Here is a 15,992-nt window from a genome sequence, read left to right as displayed (position 1 = left end):
GTATGTGTGAACACCACCACGCCACTCGTCACATCCTCTGTTCACAATGTGACATGCTGGTGGCGTTGCCACCGTTGCAGCACGGGCATAAAGCTACTTGCCCGCGCTGTGGCTCAACACTGACGACCGAGTGGGACGCGCCGCGGCAGCGTCCTACTGCCTATGCCATCGTGGCCTTGTTCATGCTGTTGCTCTCAAACCTCTTTCCCTTCGTCAATATGAAAGTGGCCGGTGTGACCAGCGAAGTAACGTTGCTGGAAATTCCCCGGGTGATGTTTTCTGAGGATTACGCCAGTCTTGGCACTTTCTTCTTGTTGTTTGTTCAGCTAGTCCCGGCATTTTGCCTGGTGACTATCTTGTTGCTGGTCAACCGCGTGCCGATGGATTTTCGTCTGAAAATTGGTCTGGCGAGGATCCTGTTTCAACTGAAAAGCTGGGGAATGGCGGAGATCTTCTTGGCGGGCGTGTTGGTGAGCTTCGTGAAGCTGATGGCCTATGGTGATGTGGGCATCGGCAGTAGCTTTATTCCATGGTGTCTGTTTTGCCTGTTACAGTTACGGGCCTTTCAGTGTGTTGATCGCCACTGGCTATGGGACGACATCGCGCCGGCTCCAAAACCGGCGCAGACGCTGCATATCGGGGTGCCGGGGATCCGCCAGGGGCTACGCTCATGTCCGTGCTGTACGGCGATTGTTGCGATTGATCAACCGGTTTGCCCGCGCTGCCATACGCGCGGGCAGGCCAGACGGCGAAACAGTATCCAGTGGACGCTGGCGCTGCTGGTCACTTCCATTCTGCTCTACCTGCCGGCGAATATTCTCCCCATTATGGTGACGGATCTGCTGGGGGATCGTATGCCGTCCACGATCCTTGCTGGGGTGATTTTACTCTGGAGCGAGGGGTCGTACCCGGTGGCACTGGTGATCTTTATCGCCAGTATTATGGTGCCGACGTTGAAAATGATCGGTATCGCCTGGCTATGCATCGATGCGAAAGGGCATGGCAAGCGCGATTGCGAGCGAATGCACATTATTTATGAGGTGGTCGAGTTTGTTGGGCGCTGGTCGATGATCGATGTGTTTGTTATTGCCGTACTCTCCGCGTTGGTGCGTATGGGGGGGTTGATGAATATCTACCCTGCAATGGGTGCGCTAATGTTTGCGCTGGTCGTAATTATCACGATGTTTGCGGCAATGACTTTCGATCCCCGATTGACCTGGGATCGTGAACCGCTAACGCGCCATGAGGAGTCGTTAGAGCATGGAGAATAAAAGTGGGGAAGCCAACGTGCAAAAGGTAAGAAACTGGTCGCCGGTGTGGATTTTCCCGATTGTGACCGCGCTGGTTGGCGCGTGGATCCTCTTTTATCATTACAGTCATCAGGGCCCGGAAGTGACGCTGATCACCACCAATGCAGAAGGCATTGTCGGTGGTAAGACCACCATTAAAAGCCGCAGCGTGGATGTCGGTGTGGTGGAAAGCACGACGCTGACCGATGATTTAACCCATGTCGAAATCAAAGCGCGGCTTAACGCCGGAATGGAAAAGCTGCTGCACGATGATTCCGTCTTTTGGGTGGTGAAGCCGCAGGTTGGCCGTGAAGGGATCAGTGGGCTGGGAACCCTGCTTTCGGGTGCCTATATTGAATTACAACCGGGTAATAAAGGTAATCAACCCGAGCGCTACAATTTGCTGGATTCGCCGCCGCTGGCACCGCCGGATGCGAAAGGCATCCGGGTGATCCTCGACAGCAATAAAGCCGGGCAATTAACCCCCGGGGATCCGGTGCTGTTTCGTGGCTACCGCGTCGGCTCGGTTGAAACCAGCACCTTCGATACACAAAAACGTACGATGAGTTATCAGCTTTTTATCAATGCTCCTAACGACAGGCTGGTGACCAGTAATGTGCGTTTCTGGAAGGACAGTGGTATAGCGGTGGATCTCACCTCGGCGGGCATGCGGGTAGAAATGGGGTCACTGGCGACGCTATTCGGTGGTGGCGTGAGCTTTGATGTGCCGGAAGGTGTCGATTTAGGTCAGCCCGTTGGTGAAAAAACGGCGTTTACCCTGTATGACGATCAGCGCAGCATTCAGGAGTCGCTCTATACCGATCACATTGATTACCTGATGTTCTTTAAAGACTCTATTCGTGGTTTGCAACCCGGCGCCCCCGTTGAGTTCCGTGGCATTCGTTTAGGGACCGTCAGCAAGGTGCCGTTCTTTACCGCAGGCATGCGTCAGGCGTTAAACGATGATTACCGGATACCGATTTTGATCCGTATTGAACCGGGGCGGTTAATTAACCAGCTTGGTGAAGATCCGGATATGAGCGCGCACCTTAACGAGTTGCTTAAACGTGGCCTGCGCGGCTCGCTGAAAACCGGCAACATTGTAACCGGCGCATTGTATGTGGATCTCGATTTTTACAACAACGTCCCTGCGGTTAGCGGGATGCGTGAATTTGCCGGTTATCAGATTATCCCGACGGTGAGCGGTGGTCTGGCTCAAATCCAGCAGCGTTTGATGGACACGCTGGATAAGATCAACAATCTGCCGCTGAATCCGATGATCGAACAGGCGACCAGTACGTTGTCGGAGAGCCAGCAAACGCTTAAACGCTTGCAGACGACGCTGGATAATCTCAATAAGCTGACGGCCAGCCAGTCAATGCAACAATTACCCGCGGATATGCAAACGACATTGCGGGAACTGAACCGCAGCATGCAGGGCTTCCAACCCGGGTCTGCCGCGTATAACAAGATGGTGGCAGACATGCAGCGTCTTGACCAGGTGCTGCGTGAACTACAACCGGTGCTGAAAACGCTTAATGATAAGAGCAACGCGCTGGTGTTCGAAGCGAAAGGGAAAGCCGATCCGCAGCCGAAGAGGGCAAAACAATGAGAAAAAGCATACTGACCGGCATTGTCATGCTGTTGGCTGCCTGTAGCAGTACGGGGGATAACAAAAGCTACTATCAGTTACCTTCACCCGCGCAGATGGCGGTCAAAACCAGCACCGGGCAGAGCCAGGGAAACCGCCAGCTCTGGGTTGAGCAGGTGTCTGTACCGGATTACCTGGCCGGTAACGGCGTGGTTTACCAAACCACCGATGTGCAGTATGTCATTGCCCATAATAATCTCTGGGCCAGCCCGCTCGATCAGCAACTGCGTAATACGCTGGTGGCAAATTTAAGCAATCAGTTACCGGGATGGGTTGTTGCATCACAACCGTTGGGCAGCGAGCAGGATACGCTGAACGTCACTGTTACGGGTTTTCATGGACGTTATGACGGTCGGGTTATTATCGCCGGTGAGTGGCTGCTTAAGCATCAGGGGAGGCTGATCAAGCGATCGTTTCACATTGAGCTGAAACAGCAGAAGGATGGGTATGATGAAATGGTTAAAATGCTGGCGCAGGGATGGCAGCAGGAAGCGACCAGTATGGCAAATGAGTTAAATCGTCTGCCATAACAAAATATAATGGCTAAAAAATCCGTCAAATGCGAAAGCGCTGGCGGTTTTTTTTTGTGTTCACTCAGACCATTACTTGTGCTGGTTCACATTTTTTGTACAAATGAACTTTTGTGTAGCTCACAATTATGACACTGGCGTGAATTTTGCGCATTGACGACCCGGTCTATTCAAGGTATTCGTAACCTGTGGTTGCACACTTAGTGACCACTGTTTTCTTTTCCACCAGATCAAATAATGAGGGAAACGAGGCATGAAGAGACAAAAACGAGATCGCCTGGAACGGGCACATCAACGTGGTTATCAGGCTGGTATTACCGGACGCCCAAAAGAAATGTGTCCGTACCAAACCCTGAATCAAAGGTCCGAGTGGCTGGGAGGCTGGCGGCAAGCCATGGAGGACAGGGCCGTAATTGCCTGATTCTGTCTCTTTAAAAAAGAAACCTCCGCATTGCGGAGGTTTCGCCTGTATCAGGGCTGTAAAGCCCGCTCTCATGTGAAATCAGAAAGCAGAGGTGTCCTGGAACAGACCGACTTTCAAATCGTTTGCAGTATAGATAACGCGACCGTCGACCAGCACTTCGCCATCTGCCAGACCCATAATCAAACGGCGATTAACAATACGCTTGAAGTGGATGCGGTAGGTAACGAGTTTGGCTGTCGGCAGGATCTGACCGGTAAATTTCACTTCGCCCACGCCCAGTGCGCGGCCTTTACCTTCGCCGCCCAACCAGCCCAGATAGAAGCCAACCAACTGCCACATTGCATCCAGACCTAAACAGCCCGGCATCACTGGATCGCCAATAAAATGGCAGCCAAAGAACCACAGGTCGGGATTGATATCCAGTTCAGCTTCGACATAGCCTTTATCAAAGTTGCCGCCGGTCTCCGTCATTTTGACCACACGGTCCATCATCAGCATGCTCGGGGCCGGCAATTGCGGGCCTTTTGCACCAAACAGTTCGCCGCGACCAGAGGCAAGAAGATCTTCTTTTGTATAGGATTCGCGTTTATCTACCATGTTCTCAGTAAGCCTTATATGTAGTTTCGGACGCAGGATAGCTAACACGTGTACGCTGAACAAGTCCGATCAGTTTTGCGAAAACCAATTTAACCAGCGAAGCGGCCATGGAAAGCGATGACGTGCATCTTGCTGCGTTGCCTGGGCAATGCGTTCCTGAATGACTTGCTTGAGGTTATTCTGCCCCTCAGCATCCCATGTCAGGCCCGTTAATAAGGGTAGTGCATCCATTACATCGTCTACTGCCCAGATGAAAAATTGGTTTGCCTGAAGGGCATCTAACAGATTCTGGTGCAGACACAAGTGGCGCACATTTGCCGCCGGGATAATTACACCTTGTTTGCCCGTCAGTTCACGCTGCTGGCAGATGGCAAAAAATCCTTCAATCTTTTCATTCAGGCCACCGACAGGTTGTGCGCGACCGAATTGATCCACTGAACCCGTAATCGCAATGTTCTGATTGAGTGGGACTTCCGCCAGCGCACTGATTAATGCGCACAACTCCGCCATTGAAGCGCTATCGCCGTCAACTTCACTGTAGGATTGTTCAAAGGTCAACGACGCGGAGAAGGGGATTTGCTGTTCCAGTTCCAGTTCTGCCATCAGAAACGCTTGCATGATCATCATGCCTTTCGCATGGATGTTGCCGCCGAGTTCTGCTTTGCGTTCAATATCGTTGAACTCACCATCGCCAATATGTACAACACAGCTGATGCGTGAAGGTTCACCAAAGGCGCGCGGGTGACCCGGGAATTCAATGACCGACAGGGCATTAATTTGACCTACTTGCGCACCTTCCGTTTCGATGAGGATCTGCTCCAGCAAAATCTCATCTTGCATGCGTTCGGCAAGGAAACCCTCCCGCCATTCGCGCTGAGCGAGCATCGCTTGTAACTCTTCACCGCGGAAGGTGTCACCGGTGGACATTGCCGCGACCTCACGTAGCTGACGGGTGAGCCATAGTGGGCACAGTGGCAATGTTTCCTGATCGCCGGTATAACGCACCGCTTCACGGATCAATGTCTGCCATGCGTCTGTGGCCGGGCAGGGGAGTTGTGCGCTGCGCGCGGTTTGTTCAACCCAATGACGCCATACCGCCATCGTTTCGGCATCGGCGATCTGCAGCGTTTCTTCATACTCGCTGTAAATTGCCTGGCTTGCGAGCTCTGGCTCCATTTCCTGAAACTCTGCCAGCGATTCGCGTTCACCCACCAGGATGACTTTCAGGTCGAGCGGCATGGATGGCACAATCACCGGCAGTGGACGGGATTCATCAAAGGAAACCCAGTCAAAACGCCGCTGCGTTACCATGGCTTTCAGGCGCATCCAGAGCAGTGGCTGGGCTAATAGCGTGCGCAGGGAGATAATCAGAATGCCGCCGTTTGCCTGGTGCACCAAACCTGGTTGCAGGGTGATTTGGTTATTGAATTGCCGCAGGCAGCCGAACAATTGTTCTGCTTCTACCCAATCAGCAAAGACCGCTGCTTTACTGCCAACGAAATCTGACTGAGCATCCACAGATGCATCAAAGCGTACGGTTGAATCATTTATATGATATTGACCACCAACAAGCGGGCGTTCTTCGGGAATAAGTTCTTCGGTCGCGCTGGTAATAAGCTCAAGATACTCGATCTCTTCCGGCGCTTTAGCCAGTAAAAAGCGTGACGTTGCCAGCGGATAGAGCAGTTGCTCGAGCGCATATTGTAATCGGGGTTGTGTATCGGCCAGTGAGAAATCAGTCTCACGCGCTAATTCGGACGATTCAAATACTTCCCGATAGCTTTCGGTATCAGGAACCACGTCGTTCCAATCAAGTTTTGTAATGGTCAAAGTCGTTTTTTTAGTCTGATGTAAAAGGCGGGATTATACCGTAAACGCTGACGTAGCACACGGATTACGCGCTTTTGGTACAGGAACGTTGACTGCAACTCGCAAAGGGTGATTTCTTTTCAGCAGAGCCGACAAAAACTGATATTCTGAATTGAGTTACACGGTAACATTGGGATCGCAATGAAATATCAACAACTGGAAAATCTCGAAAGCGGCTGGAAGTGGAAGTATCTGGTTAAGAAGCATCGTGAAGGTGAACTCATCACGCGCTATATAGAAGCCAGTGCAGCAAAAGATGCCGTCGATGTATTGTTGACCCTCGAAAATGAACCGGTACTGGTTAACAGTTGGATTGCGCAGCATATGAACCCGGCTCTGGTCAACAGAATGAAGCAGACCATCCGTGCCCGACGTAAGCGGCATTTCAATGCTGAACATCAGCATACGCGCAAGAAATCTATCGACCTGGAATTTGTAGTCTGGCAGCGGTTAGCCGGATTAGCGCAACGGCGAGGAAAAACGCTTTCGGAAACCATTGTGCAGTTGATTGAGGATGCGGAGCATAAAGAGAAGTATGCTTCTCAGATGTCAACATTGAAGCATGACCTGAAGGCGCTACTCGGGAAAGAATAACGAGTCCTTTGTTTATTCCGCCAGTGTACGGAAAATAAAAAACCCCGCACACTGGCGGGGTTTTTTCATAGACGTAAACTTAAGCCTGCGGCTGAGTTACAACGTCTTTGATGCCTTTAACTTCGATCTCAACGCGACGATCCGGACCCAGGCAATCGATCAGCGCAGGACGCGCTTTCACGTTGTCACAGGTGCTGCCGGTAACCGGCTGGGATTTGCCCATGCCACGTGCGGAGATTTTGTTAGCCGGGATACCTTTAGATACCAGGTAATCAACAACGGACTGAGCACGTTTCTCAGACAGACCCTGGTTGTAAGCGTCAGAACCGATACGGTCTGTGAAGCCCAGAACCACTACGGAGCCATCTTTCGGATCCAAGTTGCTCAGCTGGCTGTACAGCTGATCCAGCGCCTGCTGACCTTCCGGTTTCAGGGTTGCTTTGTTGAAGTTGAACAGAACGTCAGACTTCAGAGTGAAGTGTTTGGTCTGTACTTCCGGAGCCGGAGCTGGTGCCGGAGCTGCAACTACCGGTGCAGCTTCTTCCTGCTGGCCGAAACGGTAGGAAACACCTACGCTCAGCAGACCGTTGTCCGGACGACCACCAACGGTGTTTGCATCACCGATGTTGTTGGTCCATTGGTATTCCAGACGGGTAGCGATATCGCGGGTAACTGCCCACTCAACACCACCTGCGAATACAGGGGAAACACCGGTGTCATGATCTTTGAAGCCCAGGTTGTTCTGAGCGTCTGCACGCCAAACCATACCACCCAGACGGGTGTAAACATCCAGATCATCAGTGATCGGGTAACCCAGTTTAGCGGTCAGTTGAACGCCCTGAGCTTTGAAAGCACCGTTGTTCACAGTGTCGCCTTTGTACGGCATACGGCCTAACCAGTCGTAGCCCATTTCAAAGCCAACATACGGGTTAACCTGATAACCACCGAACGCACCAGCACCTAATTGGCTTTCGTGGGTCGGGCCATCGTTAGGGATCTGGTTGTTACCAACATCGTGGAACTGAGACCAGCCCAGTTTAGCACCTGTGTACCAGGTGTTATCTTTCGGAGCGGCCTGCGCTACGGTAGCGAAGCCAGCCAGTGCCACTGCAATTGCGATAGCTGTCTTTTTCATTTTTTGCGCCTCGTTATCATCCAAAAATCGCCATGGGAATCTCTAAGAGAAGCCACGGTTAAATCCTTCACCGGGGGCGTTGCTCACTAATAACTCAGGAGATATCTTTATCGATATCTTTGGCTTATGCCGAGCACCCCTGGCGATGTAAAGTCTACAACGTAGTTGGAAACTTACAAGTGTGAACTCCGTCAGGCATATGAAAAAAAAGACTTTGTGTACACATTATTTAACATTTTTGACTACGCTTTAGGCGATGTCGTTAGCCTGCGAAGCGCGCCACGCAGGCTTTGTCGCTGTATTTGACTGATAAATTGGTCATGCCAGTGATTCTTAAAAAACATACCAGGATAAATCTTAAATTTACTCAATGATACAAATTAGAGTGAATTTTTATCCCTGAAAGCTGTCTCGCACCCAGAGAATCATGGCGTAACGGGCGCATAACGAAGCCTGTTGCGTTGCCTTCCTCTGCTGCCATTGCCAGTCGGTGGTGCTCTTCTTCCGTCAGTTCTTCCGCATGCCAGCCAATTACCACGCTATAATTGCCGGTGCGCAATGCACGGATCATGGACTCCAGCGTCACGCCAGGCGACAGTTGGTTGATTTGCATAACCTTGGTAAGAGGTAAGCCGACAGATTGTACCCACGCACGGCTCAGTTTCTGCTGCGGCGTGAGCCATAGCTGCCAGCGTGATTGCTGCCCGAGCTGTTGCAGCAGGGGAAGTAAAAGAAGTTGCGCCATCATAGGCTGGTCTTCACGATAGACAACCTCGGTAATCAGCCCCGCAGCGGCGTCGGTGGAGTCAGCGCGATTTGCTGTGCTGAGTGTGGAAGCCAATTTTGTTGAACGATTAGCATAACCTGAAGTGTACATAATCAATCCAGCCCTGTGGTTACTGTATAAACATACAGTAGCGTTTGAGCGTTCAAAGATCAACCTCATTTTCTGAAAGTAACTCGCATTTTTGCTCAGTCCCCGCCGCGTTACGTAAAATTTTCTTGCTGTCCCGTCCTCAGTTGCCTATGTTCCTGATTAACGGATCCGATAATAATGTTATTGTTGTTACTACGTGATTTTTAAAGGAATAATCATGGAAGACATATCACATCAACGGATCTATCAGTCATGCGAATGGCTCGCACCTCTTGGGGATATTTGTTATCGCGCCCATTTTGGTGGTTACAGTTTGTCGGTAGACAAAACGGTTTTTGCAATGGTTGCTGGCGGAGAACTTTATCTGCGCGCATGTGAAGAAAGTGCACATTATACCGTCACCAGGCAGGCTCCCATGCTGATGTTCAATAAGCGTGGCCGTCGGGTTTCGTTAAATTACTACTTCGTGGATGAACGTTTGTGGGGCGATCGCGCATTATTGCTGGAGCTTTCCGCATTTTCACTCAGCGCAGCGAAAAGGGAGAAAATAGAGCGAACAACTCGGTTGCGCCTGCGCGATCTGCCTAATCTTACTTTCCAGCTTGAGGCTCTGTTGCATGATGCCGGGGTGCTGGATGCGCATACGCTTCGTTTACTTGGCGCGAAAGCATGTTGGCTCAGATTAAGAAAAATGAATCAGCAGCTCAGCGTTAAAGTTCTCTTCGCCCTTGAAGGTGCCATTATTGGCCTTCATGAAGCCGCACTCCCGGCGAACAAACGCCAGGAGTTGCTGGAGTGGTTTAATGAACTGGTAACAAAGGGGAATAAGCCATACTAAGCGATTTGCCGTTTCAGACGGCACACTTCCGGCAGTAAAGCGATGAGTAATCCAATTTGCTGAAGCACCAGTGGCTCTTTGCTGTCCGGACGTGGTTCCAGATGTTTAATCCTTTGTGATAAGTCGGCGAGTGCTTCCTGCACGCGTCCCTCACTGGCAGGGAGGTGGTGCAGGGCGTCGTCGACATAACACACGGCATCATCAAGCAGGCGCAAAATATCGGGCTGCGTGAGTCGTTCACGGTGTGCACCCAATGCTGATATGTAGCTGGTAAAACTGTGGTTCAGACACAACAATCGGAAGGCTGCGTCGCGAAGTTCCGGGGACGCACCAGGTTCGGTGGACATGTTCGATACAACAGAAGCCAGTTCTGCATCGCGGTTGTAGGCATTCCGGCGGGCAATGCGGTAAGCCAGGCGGTTATCTCGTCCTTGATGATACTGCTCAAGAATAGCATCGAGGTAACGGCAATTGGCGTCAAATGCCTGTTCCGTAACGCGTGATAAATGGCGAAAACGCCAGTCGGGCCAGATAAAACTCACTGCTGCCCAGGCGATGGCACATCCGATAAAGGTATCGATAATACGTGGAATCGCAACTTCGAAACCTTCTCCCAGCAGGTTAAAACATAGCAATACCAACAGGGTGATAAACATTGTCGCGTGTGCATACTGGACAGTGCGGAAGGCAAAAAACAGCACGCCAGTGATAACGATTAATATTAATTGTCCTTCATGGGAAGGAACAAAATAGAGGACAGGTAAACCAATAGCGACCCCCACCAGCGTGCCAATTACGCGCAAAGTCAGGCGATGGCGTGTGGCATTGTAGTTCGGTTGGCACACAAAAAGGCTGGTGAGCAGGATCCAGTAACCATGCTGTAGCCCGGTGATTTGGATAAACGCATAACCAATACATAGCACCACAGACATGCGTACAGCATGACGAAATAATGCTGATTCTGGCGATAAATTGTTGCGTATCCGCAGCCAGATATCGCTGAAGCCGCTCAGACTGTCATCGGCGAGCTGGTTTTCGGTGTCGCTTGCTGACAACGGTTGTGGTTGACCGGATTCAATACTTGCTAGTTGTGCATCGATGGCGCGTAAATTGTCCAATAAAAAGCCGAGTGCTTTCATATGCTCAGGCGATGTCGCGCCATTGACGCGAATACGATCCAGCGCAGCATCCAGGTGCACGAATGCCCGTTCGAAGCGGGTATCATGTTGATAGGGTACGCGCAGTAAAATTGCCCGTGAAAGCTGAGCACAGGCCTGAGATTGCATCGACAACAGCCGCTGAAAGCGAAACATAACATCGCTATAGCGAAAGTGTTCACGTAACGTTTGATACTGAATATGCGACGAACTGGCGCGTTCGTGGATGTCCTGCGCGGCGAAATAATAATGGAGCGTCTGGCGCGTGCTGCGCTGCCCGCGGTCTCCACGTAGCCGGGTGAGAAGCGTCGCTTTTGTTTGGTTCAGCGTTGTCACCAGTTGACCGTTGGCCAGTGCGAGATCGTACAAAGGCGCCTGGCTTTCATCCTCAATATCCGGGTCAAACAACCGTGATTTTAACTCCAGATAGTGCGCCAGCCCTTCATAACAACGTGACAGATTGTCTTGTAGCGCGCGAATCGGGAAGACCAGATGGCCGACCAGAGTCAACACGTTAAACCAGATGGCGCCTGCCAGCAGCAGTAGGGGTTGCTGATACCATTGATCAAACAGCGAGATCCCCAGCATGGTATAGACCGCAATGAGCAACGCGCCGAAGGCGATGGTGGCATAACGTTGGCCAAGTCCGCCCAGTAAAATAAAACCAATCGTTGAGCTGACCAGACCAATGGCAAACAGCCATGGCCATGGAAAGAGCAATTCGACTGACGCTGAGGCGATAAAAAAGCAAATCAACGTAATGCTGAGGTTACGCAGACGTCCGGTGAGACGATCATCCAGATCCGCCAGCGCTGCTGCGACAACGCCGAGCGTCAACGGAATCGTCAGTTTTACCTCACCAAGCATCCAGGGCAACGCCGCGGTTCCGCAAAGGGCGATAAAAATCCTGACGTTATAAAGCCAGGCACTGTTCCATGTGTAGCGACGAATAAGGGGGCTCAACATAGTGAATGGCAATCCAGTTACTGAAAACGACGGCGAGCATTGGCTTCGCGTGCGGCACGGGCTGTTTCGACAGAGACCACACGGCGGCCAACCGGCCACAGGGCAATGGCGGCTATCTTAAAATTCGCTACGCCAACGGGAATGCCGATAATGGTCAGACACTGTGTAATCCCGGCGACAATGTGCATGACGCACAGCCACCAGCCAAAGAGCACAAACCAGATGATATTAAGTACGGTACCGCCTGCGTTAAAGAGCGCGTTTTTGCTTTCGGGAGCCAGCTCGTCAACATGGATCGCTTCATTTCCCCAAGGTACCAGGGAGAGTTTAGTAATTTCCCAACAGGAGCGTGTCAGCGGCAGAGTGATAATCAGCACCATACTCACCAGTGTGGCCAGCAGCCAGCCTAATGTGGTGGCAAAACCGCCAAGCACAAAGTTCAGAATATTCAGAACGGTACGCATAAAACCTCGGTGTAATACGGTGAACAACATGTCCTGGCAATTGTAACGATTTTTTGGACTGGAGCACCAATTCTCTGGCAGGTAAACTGGCAATTATTGTCACAAGCTGAGAACAATAAGACATGGAACTGAAAGCGACCTCCCTGGGAAAACGTCTGGCGCAGCACCCTTATGATCGTGCGGTGATCCTTAACGCTGGCGTGAAAGTCGCAGGCGATCGACATGAATACCTTATTCCTTTCAATCAGCTATTGGCAATCGAATGCAAACGTGGGCTGGTATGGGGAGAGATGGAGTTTTTGCTTGCTGACAAGAAAGTTGTGCGTCTCCATGGTACCGAGTGGAGCGAAACCCAGCGTTTTTATCACCACCTGAATGAGCGCTGGAATAACTGGAGCAAGGAGATGAGCGAGGTTGCAGCAGGTGTGTTATCTGAGCAATTGGCACTGATTGCCGGGCGCATAGAGCAAAAAAAATGGCTGACGCGCAAGCAAATTAGCGGCCTCCAACAACAGTTGCAGCAGGCATTTACAGCATTGCCCGTGCCTACCAGCCGTCTACATGAGTTTGATAATTGCCGTGAGCTTTGGCAGCAGTGTCAGGCATGGCTTAATGACATTGAGGGACGCCGTACACAGCATAATCAAGCCTATACCGACGCTATGTTGACGGAATATGCAGCCTTTTTTGAACAGGTTGAAACCTCTCCGCTGAATCCGGCGCAGGCACGCGCCGTAGTTAACGGGGAACACGCATTGCTGGTGCTTGCCGGCGCGGGAAGCGGTAAAACCTCGGTGCTGGTGGCAAGGGCTGGCTGGTTGTTAGCGCGGGGTGAGGCCGCGCCTGAGCAGATCCTGTTGCTGGCTTTTGGTCGTCAGGCGGCCAAGGAAATGGATGACCGTATTCGTGAGCGGCTGCATACCGAGGAGATCACTGCCCGGACTTTCCATGCGCTGGCGCTGCATATTATCCAGCAAGGGAGCAAAAAAGTGCCGCAAGTCAGTGAACTCGAAAGTGATACACCGGCGAGGCTGGCGCTCCTGACTGATGCCTGGTGTTCCCAATGCAGTGAAAAAAAAGCACAAGCAAAAGGATGGCGGCAATGGCTGGAAGAGGAGATGGAGTGGAACGTCCCGGAGGGTAATTTCTGGGAAAATGCTGCGTTGCAGCGGCGCATTGCTCCCCGTCTGGATCGCTGGATTGGCTTAATGCGTATGCAGGGGGGCACCCAGTCGGAGATGATTGCCAGCGCACCGGAAGAGGTTCGGGATCTATTTAGCAAGCGTATCAAACTGATGGCTCCGTTGTTGAAAGCCTGGAAAACAGCGTTAAAAGAGGAGAATGCTGTCGATTTTTCCGGGCTGATCCACCAGGCGATACATGTGCTGGATAAAGGGAAATTTATTAGTCCCTGGAAACATATTCTGGTGGATGAGTTCCAGGATATTTCGCCGCAACGTGCGGCATTACTGGCAGCACTGCGTAAGCAGAACTCCCAGACTACACTCTTTGCCGTCGGGGATGACTGGCAGGCAATTTACCGTTTCAGTGGCGCACAGCTCTCACTGACGACGGCATTCCATGATTATTTTGGTGAGGGCGATCTTTGCGCACTCGACACCACATACCGTTTCAATACGCGCATTGGCGACGTTGCTAATCGCTTCATTCAGCAAAACCCGTGGCAACTCGCAAAACCACTGAACAGCCTGACGGCTGGAGATAAGCATGCTGTTACGCTACTGGCGCAAGACCAGTTGGATGCCTTGCTGGACAAGCTCAGCGGTTATGCCACGCCGGAAGATCGTATTCTGCTCCTGGCCCGTTATCACCACGGTAAACCCGAGAGTCTGGACAAGGCGGCGACGCGTTGGCCGAAATTGCAGATCGATTTTATGACAATTCATGCCAGCAAGGGCCAGCAGGCAGATTATGTAATAGTCCTGGGGTTGCAGGATGGGCAGGACGGTTTTCCCGCTCCGGCTCGAGAGTCAATTATGGAGCAGGCGCTGCTGCCGCAACCCGAGGATTTCCCTGATGCAGAGGAGCGCAGATTGTTATATGTGGCGTTGACCCGCGCGCGTAAGCGCGTCTGGTTGTTATTTGATAAAGAGAACCCGTCGAGGTTTGTCGACATCCTTAAATCCCTGGATGTGCCGCAGGCGAGAAAACCCTGACAGCAGGCGGCGATATGCCGCCTGCTTTTACTTCAGCCGTTCGGAAAGATAGCGTTGATAATCCGGGATCAGAATATCCACACTGGTATTGAATTGTGGGGATTCAATAATAAAGTCAGCAGTAGATAAGTTGGTTGCCACCGGGATATTCCATACCGTTGCGAGACGCAGCAGCGCTTTGACATCGGGGTCGTGTGGCACGGCGTTGAGCGGATCCCAGAAGAAAATCAGGACGTCGATTTTCCCTTCGGAAATCAGTGCGCCAACCTGTTGATCGCCGCCCATTGGGCCGCTCAGCATGGCATTGACGTCCAGTCCTGTTGCGCGCTGGATCAAATTACCGGTGGTGCCTGTTGCATATAGCTGGTGGTTGGCTAACACGGGTTGATGTCTTTCTACCCATTTCATCAGCATCTGTTTGCAGTGATCGTGTGCAACGAGCGCAATATGCTTACGCACGGGTAGGGTGCGAGTCGTTAATTCCATAATCCATTTCCGTCAGTGATTTTTGCTACAGATTACTGGAAGCGCCTGATGCTTCAAGAGAAGCCGCTAAAAAAATATGAAAATGGTTGAGTTCGCCAGTTTGATTTACACTTTATGAAATCGCCCGGAGGAAACCATGAAAGAAACCGATATTGCCGATATTCTACAATCAACTCAGACCATTGCGCTGGTAGGGGCGAGCGACAAGCCCGATCGTCCGAGCTACCGCGTGATGAAGTATCTGTTGGATCAGGGGTATCACGTGATCCCCGTGTCGCCAAAAGTAGCTGGCAGTACGCTATTAGGTCAGAAAGGGTATGCAACGTTGGCAGATGTACCGGAAAAAATTGATATGGTGGATGTTTTCCGTAACTCTGAGGCCGCATGGGAAGTCGCACAGGATGCTATCGCTGTAGGAGCCAAAACGTTGTGGATGCAATTGGGCGTTATAAATGAACAAGCCGCTGTACTGGCTCGCGAAGCGGGCTTAAGTGTGGTAATGGATCGCTGCCCGGCCATCGAAATACCACGACTCGGCCTTGCCAAATAAAAACACCCCGCGCAGGCGGGGTGTTATCAGTTACGCAGGCGAGGCGCCTGAAGTTGCTTACGGATCGTGCGTGCCAGCTCATCCATTGAAGGCTGTTCCGGATGTTCATCGGTCACTTCGCTGGTGAGCTGAGCCTCGGCCAGATAAGTATGCACAGGCTGACCATCATCGTCTTCCATCACCACATGATACCAGGGCAGTACACGCAACTCATCATTCACCGCAAGCTCATCGGCGGATGGCTCATCAAGAGAATATTCGGGGTCGATATCGACCACTACGCCAAGATAGCCCAACAGAGAGTGGCGAACCTGCTGGCCAATACCGAATTTGCTGGCAATCATTGTCACCTCCCGGGAACCCTACATACCCTTGTATATGCGGGCGA

The 15,992-nt window shown here is 51.6% G+C and carries 16 protein-coding genes; 8 read left to right on the top strand and 8 right to left on the bottom strand.

What is annotated here, in order from left to right:
- Positions 1-2 precede the first annotated feature (2 nt).
- From pqiA to rmf, 4 genes are all read left to right on the top strand, one after another.
- Positions 3-1,271 (top strand): membrane integrity-associated transporter subunit PqiA, encoded by a 1,269-nt coding sequence (pqiA, locus tag O9K67_RS15960; RefSeq protein ID WP_061494707.1) that lies wholly within the window; start codon positions 3-5, stop codon positions 1,269-1,271.
- The gene (gene pqiB / locus O9K67_RS15955; RefSeq protein WP_061494708.1) at positions 1,261-2,901 is read left to right on the top strand and encodes an intermembrane transport protein PqiB; all 1,641 of its coding nucleotides are present in this window, start codon (positions 1,261-1,263) and stop codon (positions 2,899-2,901) included. The genes pqiA and pqiB overlap by 11 nt, the downstream gene beginning before the upstream one ends.
- Positions 2,898-3,470, top strand: a complete 573-nt coding sequence (gene pqiC, locus O9K67_RS15950) for a membrane integrity-associated transporter subunit PqiC (protein ID WP_061494709.1) — start codon at positions 2,898-2,900, stop codon at positions 3,468-3,470. The genes pqiB and pqiC overlap by 4 nt, the downstream gene beginning before the upstream one ends.
- Positions 3,471-3,723: 253 nt before the next feature.
- Complete coding sequence (gene rmf / locus O9K67_RS15945) at positions 3,724-3,891, top strand: ribosome modulation factor (RefSeq protein ID WP_071889965.1); 168 nt, start codon at positions 3,724-3,726, stop codon at positions 3,889-3,891.
- A gap of 81 nt (positions 3,892-3,972) precedes the next feature.
- On the opposite strand, the gene fabA is transcribed toward rmf, so the two are convergent.
- Entirely contained in the window at positions 3,973-4,491 is a 519-nt protein-coding gene (fabA, locus tag O9K67_RS15940; RefSeq protein ID WP_061494710.1) for a bifunctional 3-hydroxydecanoyl-ACP dehydratase/trans-2-decenoyl-ACP isomerase, read from the bottom strand.
- A gap of 69 nt (positions 4,492-4,560) precedes the next feature.
- The gene (locus O9K67_RS15935) at positions 4,561-6,321 is read right to left on the bottom strand and encodes an AAA family ATPase (RefSeq protein WP_061494711.1); all 1,761 of its coding nucleotides are present in this window, start codon (positions 6,319-6,321) and stop codon (positions 4,561-4,563) included.
- Positions 6,322-6,501: 180 nt separating this feature from the next.
- On the opposite strand from O9K67_RS15935, the gene matP reads away from it, so the two are divergent.
- Positions 6,502-6,954, top strand: a complete 453-nt coding sequence (gene matP, locus O9K67_RS15930; protein ID WP_061494712.1) for a macrodomain Ter protein MatP — start codon at positions 6,502-6,504, stop codon at positions 6,952-6,954.
- Positions 6,955-7,033: 79 nt separating this feature from the next.
- Here matP and ompA read toward each other — a convergent pair whose 3' ends face one another.
- Together ompA and sulA are read right to left on the bottom strand one after the other, a co-directional pair.
- A complete protein-coding gene (gene ompA / locus O9K67_RS15925) occupies positions 7,034-8,089 on the bottom strand; it encodes a porin OmpA (protein WP_061494713.1) in 1,056 nt (351 codons plus the stop codon).
- 367 nt (positions 8,090-8,456) lie between these two features.
- Positions 8,457-8,966: an SOS-induced cell division inhibitor SulA gene (gene sulA / locus O9K67_RS15920; RefSeq protein ID WP_061494714.1), complete on the bottom strand. Its 510-nt coding sequence runs from the start codon at positions 8,964-8,966 to the stop codon at positions 8,457-8,459.
- A gap of 217 nt (positions 8,967-9,183) precedes the next feature.
- Between sulA and O9K67_RS15915 the strand changes: the two genes are divergently transcribed.
- On the top strand, positions 9,184-9,804 hold the full coding sequence (locus tag O9K67_RS15915; RefSeq protein WP_061494715.1) for a TfoX/Sxy family DNA transformation protein: 621 nt from the start codon (positions 9,184-9,186) through the stop codon (positions 9,802-9,804).
- Here the strand turns inward: O9K67_RS15915 and yccS are convergent.
- Positions 9,801-11,927 carry a YccS family putative transporter gene (gene yccS / locus O9K67_RS15910; RefSeq protein WP_061494716.1) on the bottom strand — a complete coding sequence of 709 codons (2,127 nt, stop codon included), beginning with the start codon at positions 11,925-11,927 and terminating at the stop codon, positions 9,801-9,803. The genes O9K67_RS15915 and yccS overlap by 4 nt on opposite strands.
- Before the next feature lie 17 nt (positions 11,928-11,944).
- Positions 11,945-12,391: a YccF domain-containing protein gene (locus O9K67_RS15905; protein ID WP_061494717.1), complete on the bottom strand. Its 447-nt coding sequence runs from the start codon at positions 12,389-12,391 to the stop codon at positions 11,945-11,947.
- Between the two features lie 122 nt (positions 12,392-12,513).
- On the opposite strand from O9K67_RS15905, the gene helD reads away from it, so the two are divergent.
- Positions 12,514-14,568, top strand: a complete 2,055-nt coding sequence (helD, locus tag O9K67_RS15900) for a DNA helicase IV (RefSeq protein ID WP_061494718.1) — start codon at positions 12,514-12,516, stop codon at positions 14,566-14,568.
- Between the two features lie 27 nt (positions 14,569-14,595).
- Here helD and mgsA read toward each other — a convergent pair whose 3' ends face one another.
- On the bottom strand, positions 14,596-15,054 hold the full coding sequence (gene mgsA / locus O9K67_RS15895) for a methylglyoxal synthase (RefSeq protein WP_061494719.1): 459 nt from the start codon (positions 15,052-15,054) through the stop codon (positions 14,596-14,598).
- Between the two features lie 136 nt (positions 15,055-15,190).
- Between mgsA and O9K67_RS15890 the strand changes: the two genes are divergently transcribed.
- The gene (locus tag O9K67_RS15890; protein WP_061494720.1) at positions 15,191-15,604 is read left to right on the top strand and encodes a CoA-binding protein; all 414 of its coding nucleotides are present in this window, start codon (positions 15,191-15,193) and stop codon (positions 15,602-15,604) included.
- A gap of 26 nt (positions 15,605-15,630) precedes the next feature.
- Here the strand turns inward: O9K67_RS15890 and hspQ are convergent, their stop codons facing one another.
- Positions 15,631-15,948 (bottom strand): heat shock protein HspQ, encoded by a 318-nt coding sequence (gene hspQ / locus O9K67_RS15885; protein ID WP_061494721.1) that lies wholly within the window; start codon positions 15,946-15,948, stop codon positions 15,631-15,633.
- Positions 15,949-15,992 lie beyond the last annotated feature (44 nt).

It is taken from the genome of Kosakonia oryzendophytica (assembly GCF_027886705.1).
GTDB lineage: Bacteria > Pseudomonadota > Gammaproteobacteria > Enterobacterales > Enterobacteriaceae > Kosakonia > Kosakonia oryzendophytica.
Note: the sequence above shows the minus strand (reverse complement) of the source record. Positions and strands in the feature narration are given on the sequence as shown.

Excerpts from the sequence above, each read along its gene's own strand:
- pqiA (WP_061494707.1), top strand. The coding sequence starts at position 3 with ATGTGTGAACACCACCACGCCACTCGTCACATCCTCTGTTCACAATGT.
- pqiB (WP_061494708.1), top strand. The coding sequence starts at position 1,261 with ATGGAGAATAAAAGTGGGGAAGCCAACGTGCAAAAGGTAAGAAACTGG.
- pqiC (WP_061494709.1), top strand. The coding sequence starts at position 2,898 with ATGAGAAAAAGCATACTGACCGGCATTGTCATGCTGTTGGCTGCCTGT.
- rmf (WP_071889965.1), top strand. The coding sequence starts at position 3,724 with ATGAAGAGACAAAAACGAGATCGCCTGGAACGGGCACATCAACGTGGT.
- fabA (WP_061494710.1), bottom strand. The coding sequence starts at position 4,491 with ATGGTAGATAAACGCGAATCCTATACAAAAGAAGATCTTCTTGCCTCT.
- matP (WP_061494712.1), top strand. The coding sequence starts at position 6,502 with ATGAAATATCAACAACTGGAAAATCTCGAAAGCGGCTGGAAGTGGAAG.
- ompA (WP_061494713.1), bottom strand. The coding sequence starts at position 8,089 with ATGAAAAAGACAGCTATCGCAATTGCAGTGGCACTGGCTGGCTTCGCT.
- sulA (WP_061494714.1), bottom strand. The coding sequence starts at position 8,966 with ATGTACACTTCAGGTTATGCTAATCGTTCAACAAAATTGGCTTCCACA.
- O9K67_RS15915 (WP_061494715.1), top strand. The coding sequence starts at position 9,184 with ATGGAAGACATATCACATCAACGGATCTATCAGTCATGCGAATGGCTC.
- yccS (WP_061494716.1), bottom strand. The coding sequence starts at position 11,927 with ATGTTGAGCCCCCTTATTCGTCGCTACACATGGAACAGTGCCTGGCTT.
- O9K67_RS15905 (WP_061494717.1), bottom strand. The coding sequence starts at position 12,391 with ATGCGTACCGTTCTGAATATTCTGAACTTTGTGCTTGGCGGTTTTGCC.
- helD (WP_061494718.1), top strand. The coding sequence starts at position 12,514 with ATGGAACTGAAAGCGACCTCCCTGGGAAAACGTCTGGCGCAGCACCCT.
- mgsA (WP_061494719.1), bottom strand. The coding sequence starts at position 15,054 with ATGGAATTAACGACTCGCACCCTACCCGTGCGTAAGCATATTGCGCTC.
- O9K67_RS15890 (WP_061494720.1), top strand. The coding sequence starts at position 15,191 with ATGAAAGAAACCGATATTGCCGATATTCTACAATCAACTCAGACCATT.
- hspQ (WP_061494721.1), bottom strand. The coding sequence starts at position 15,948 with ATGATTGCCAGCAAATTCGGTATTGGCCAGCAGGTTCGCCACTCTCTG.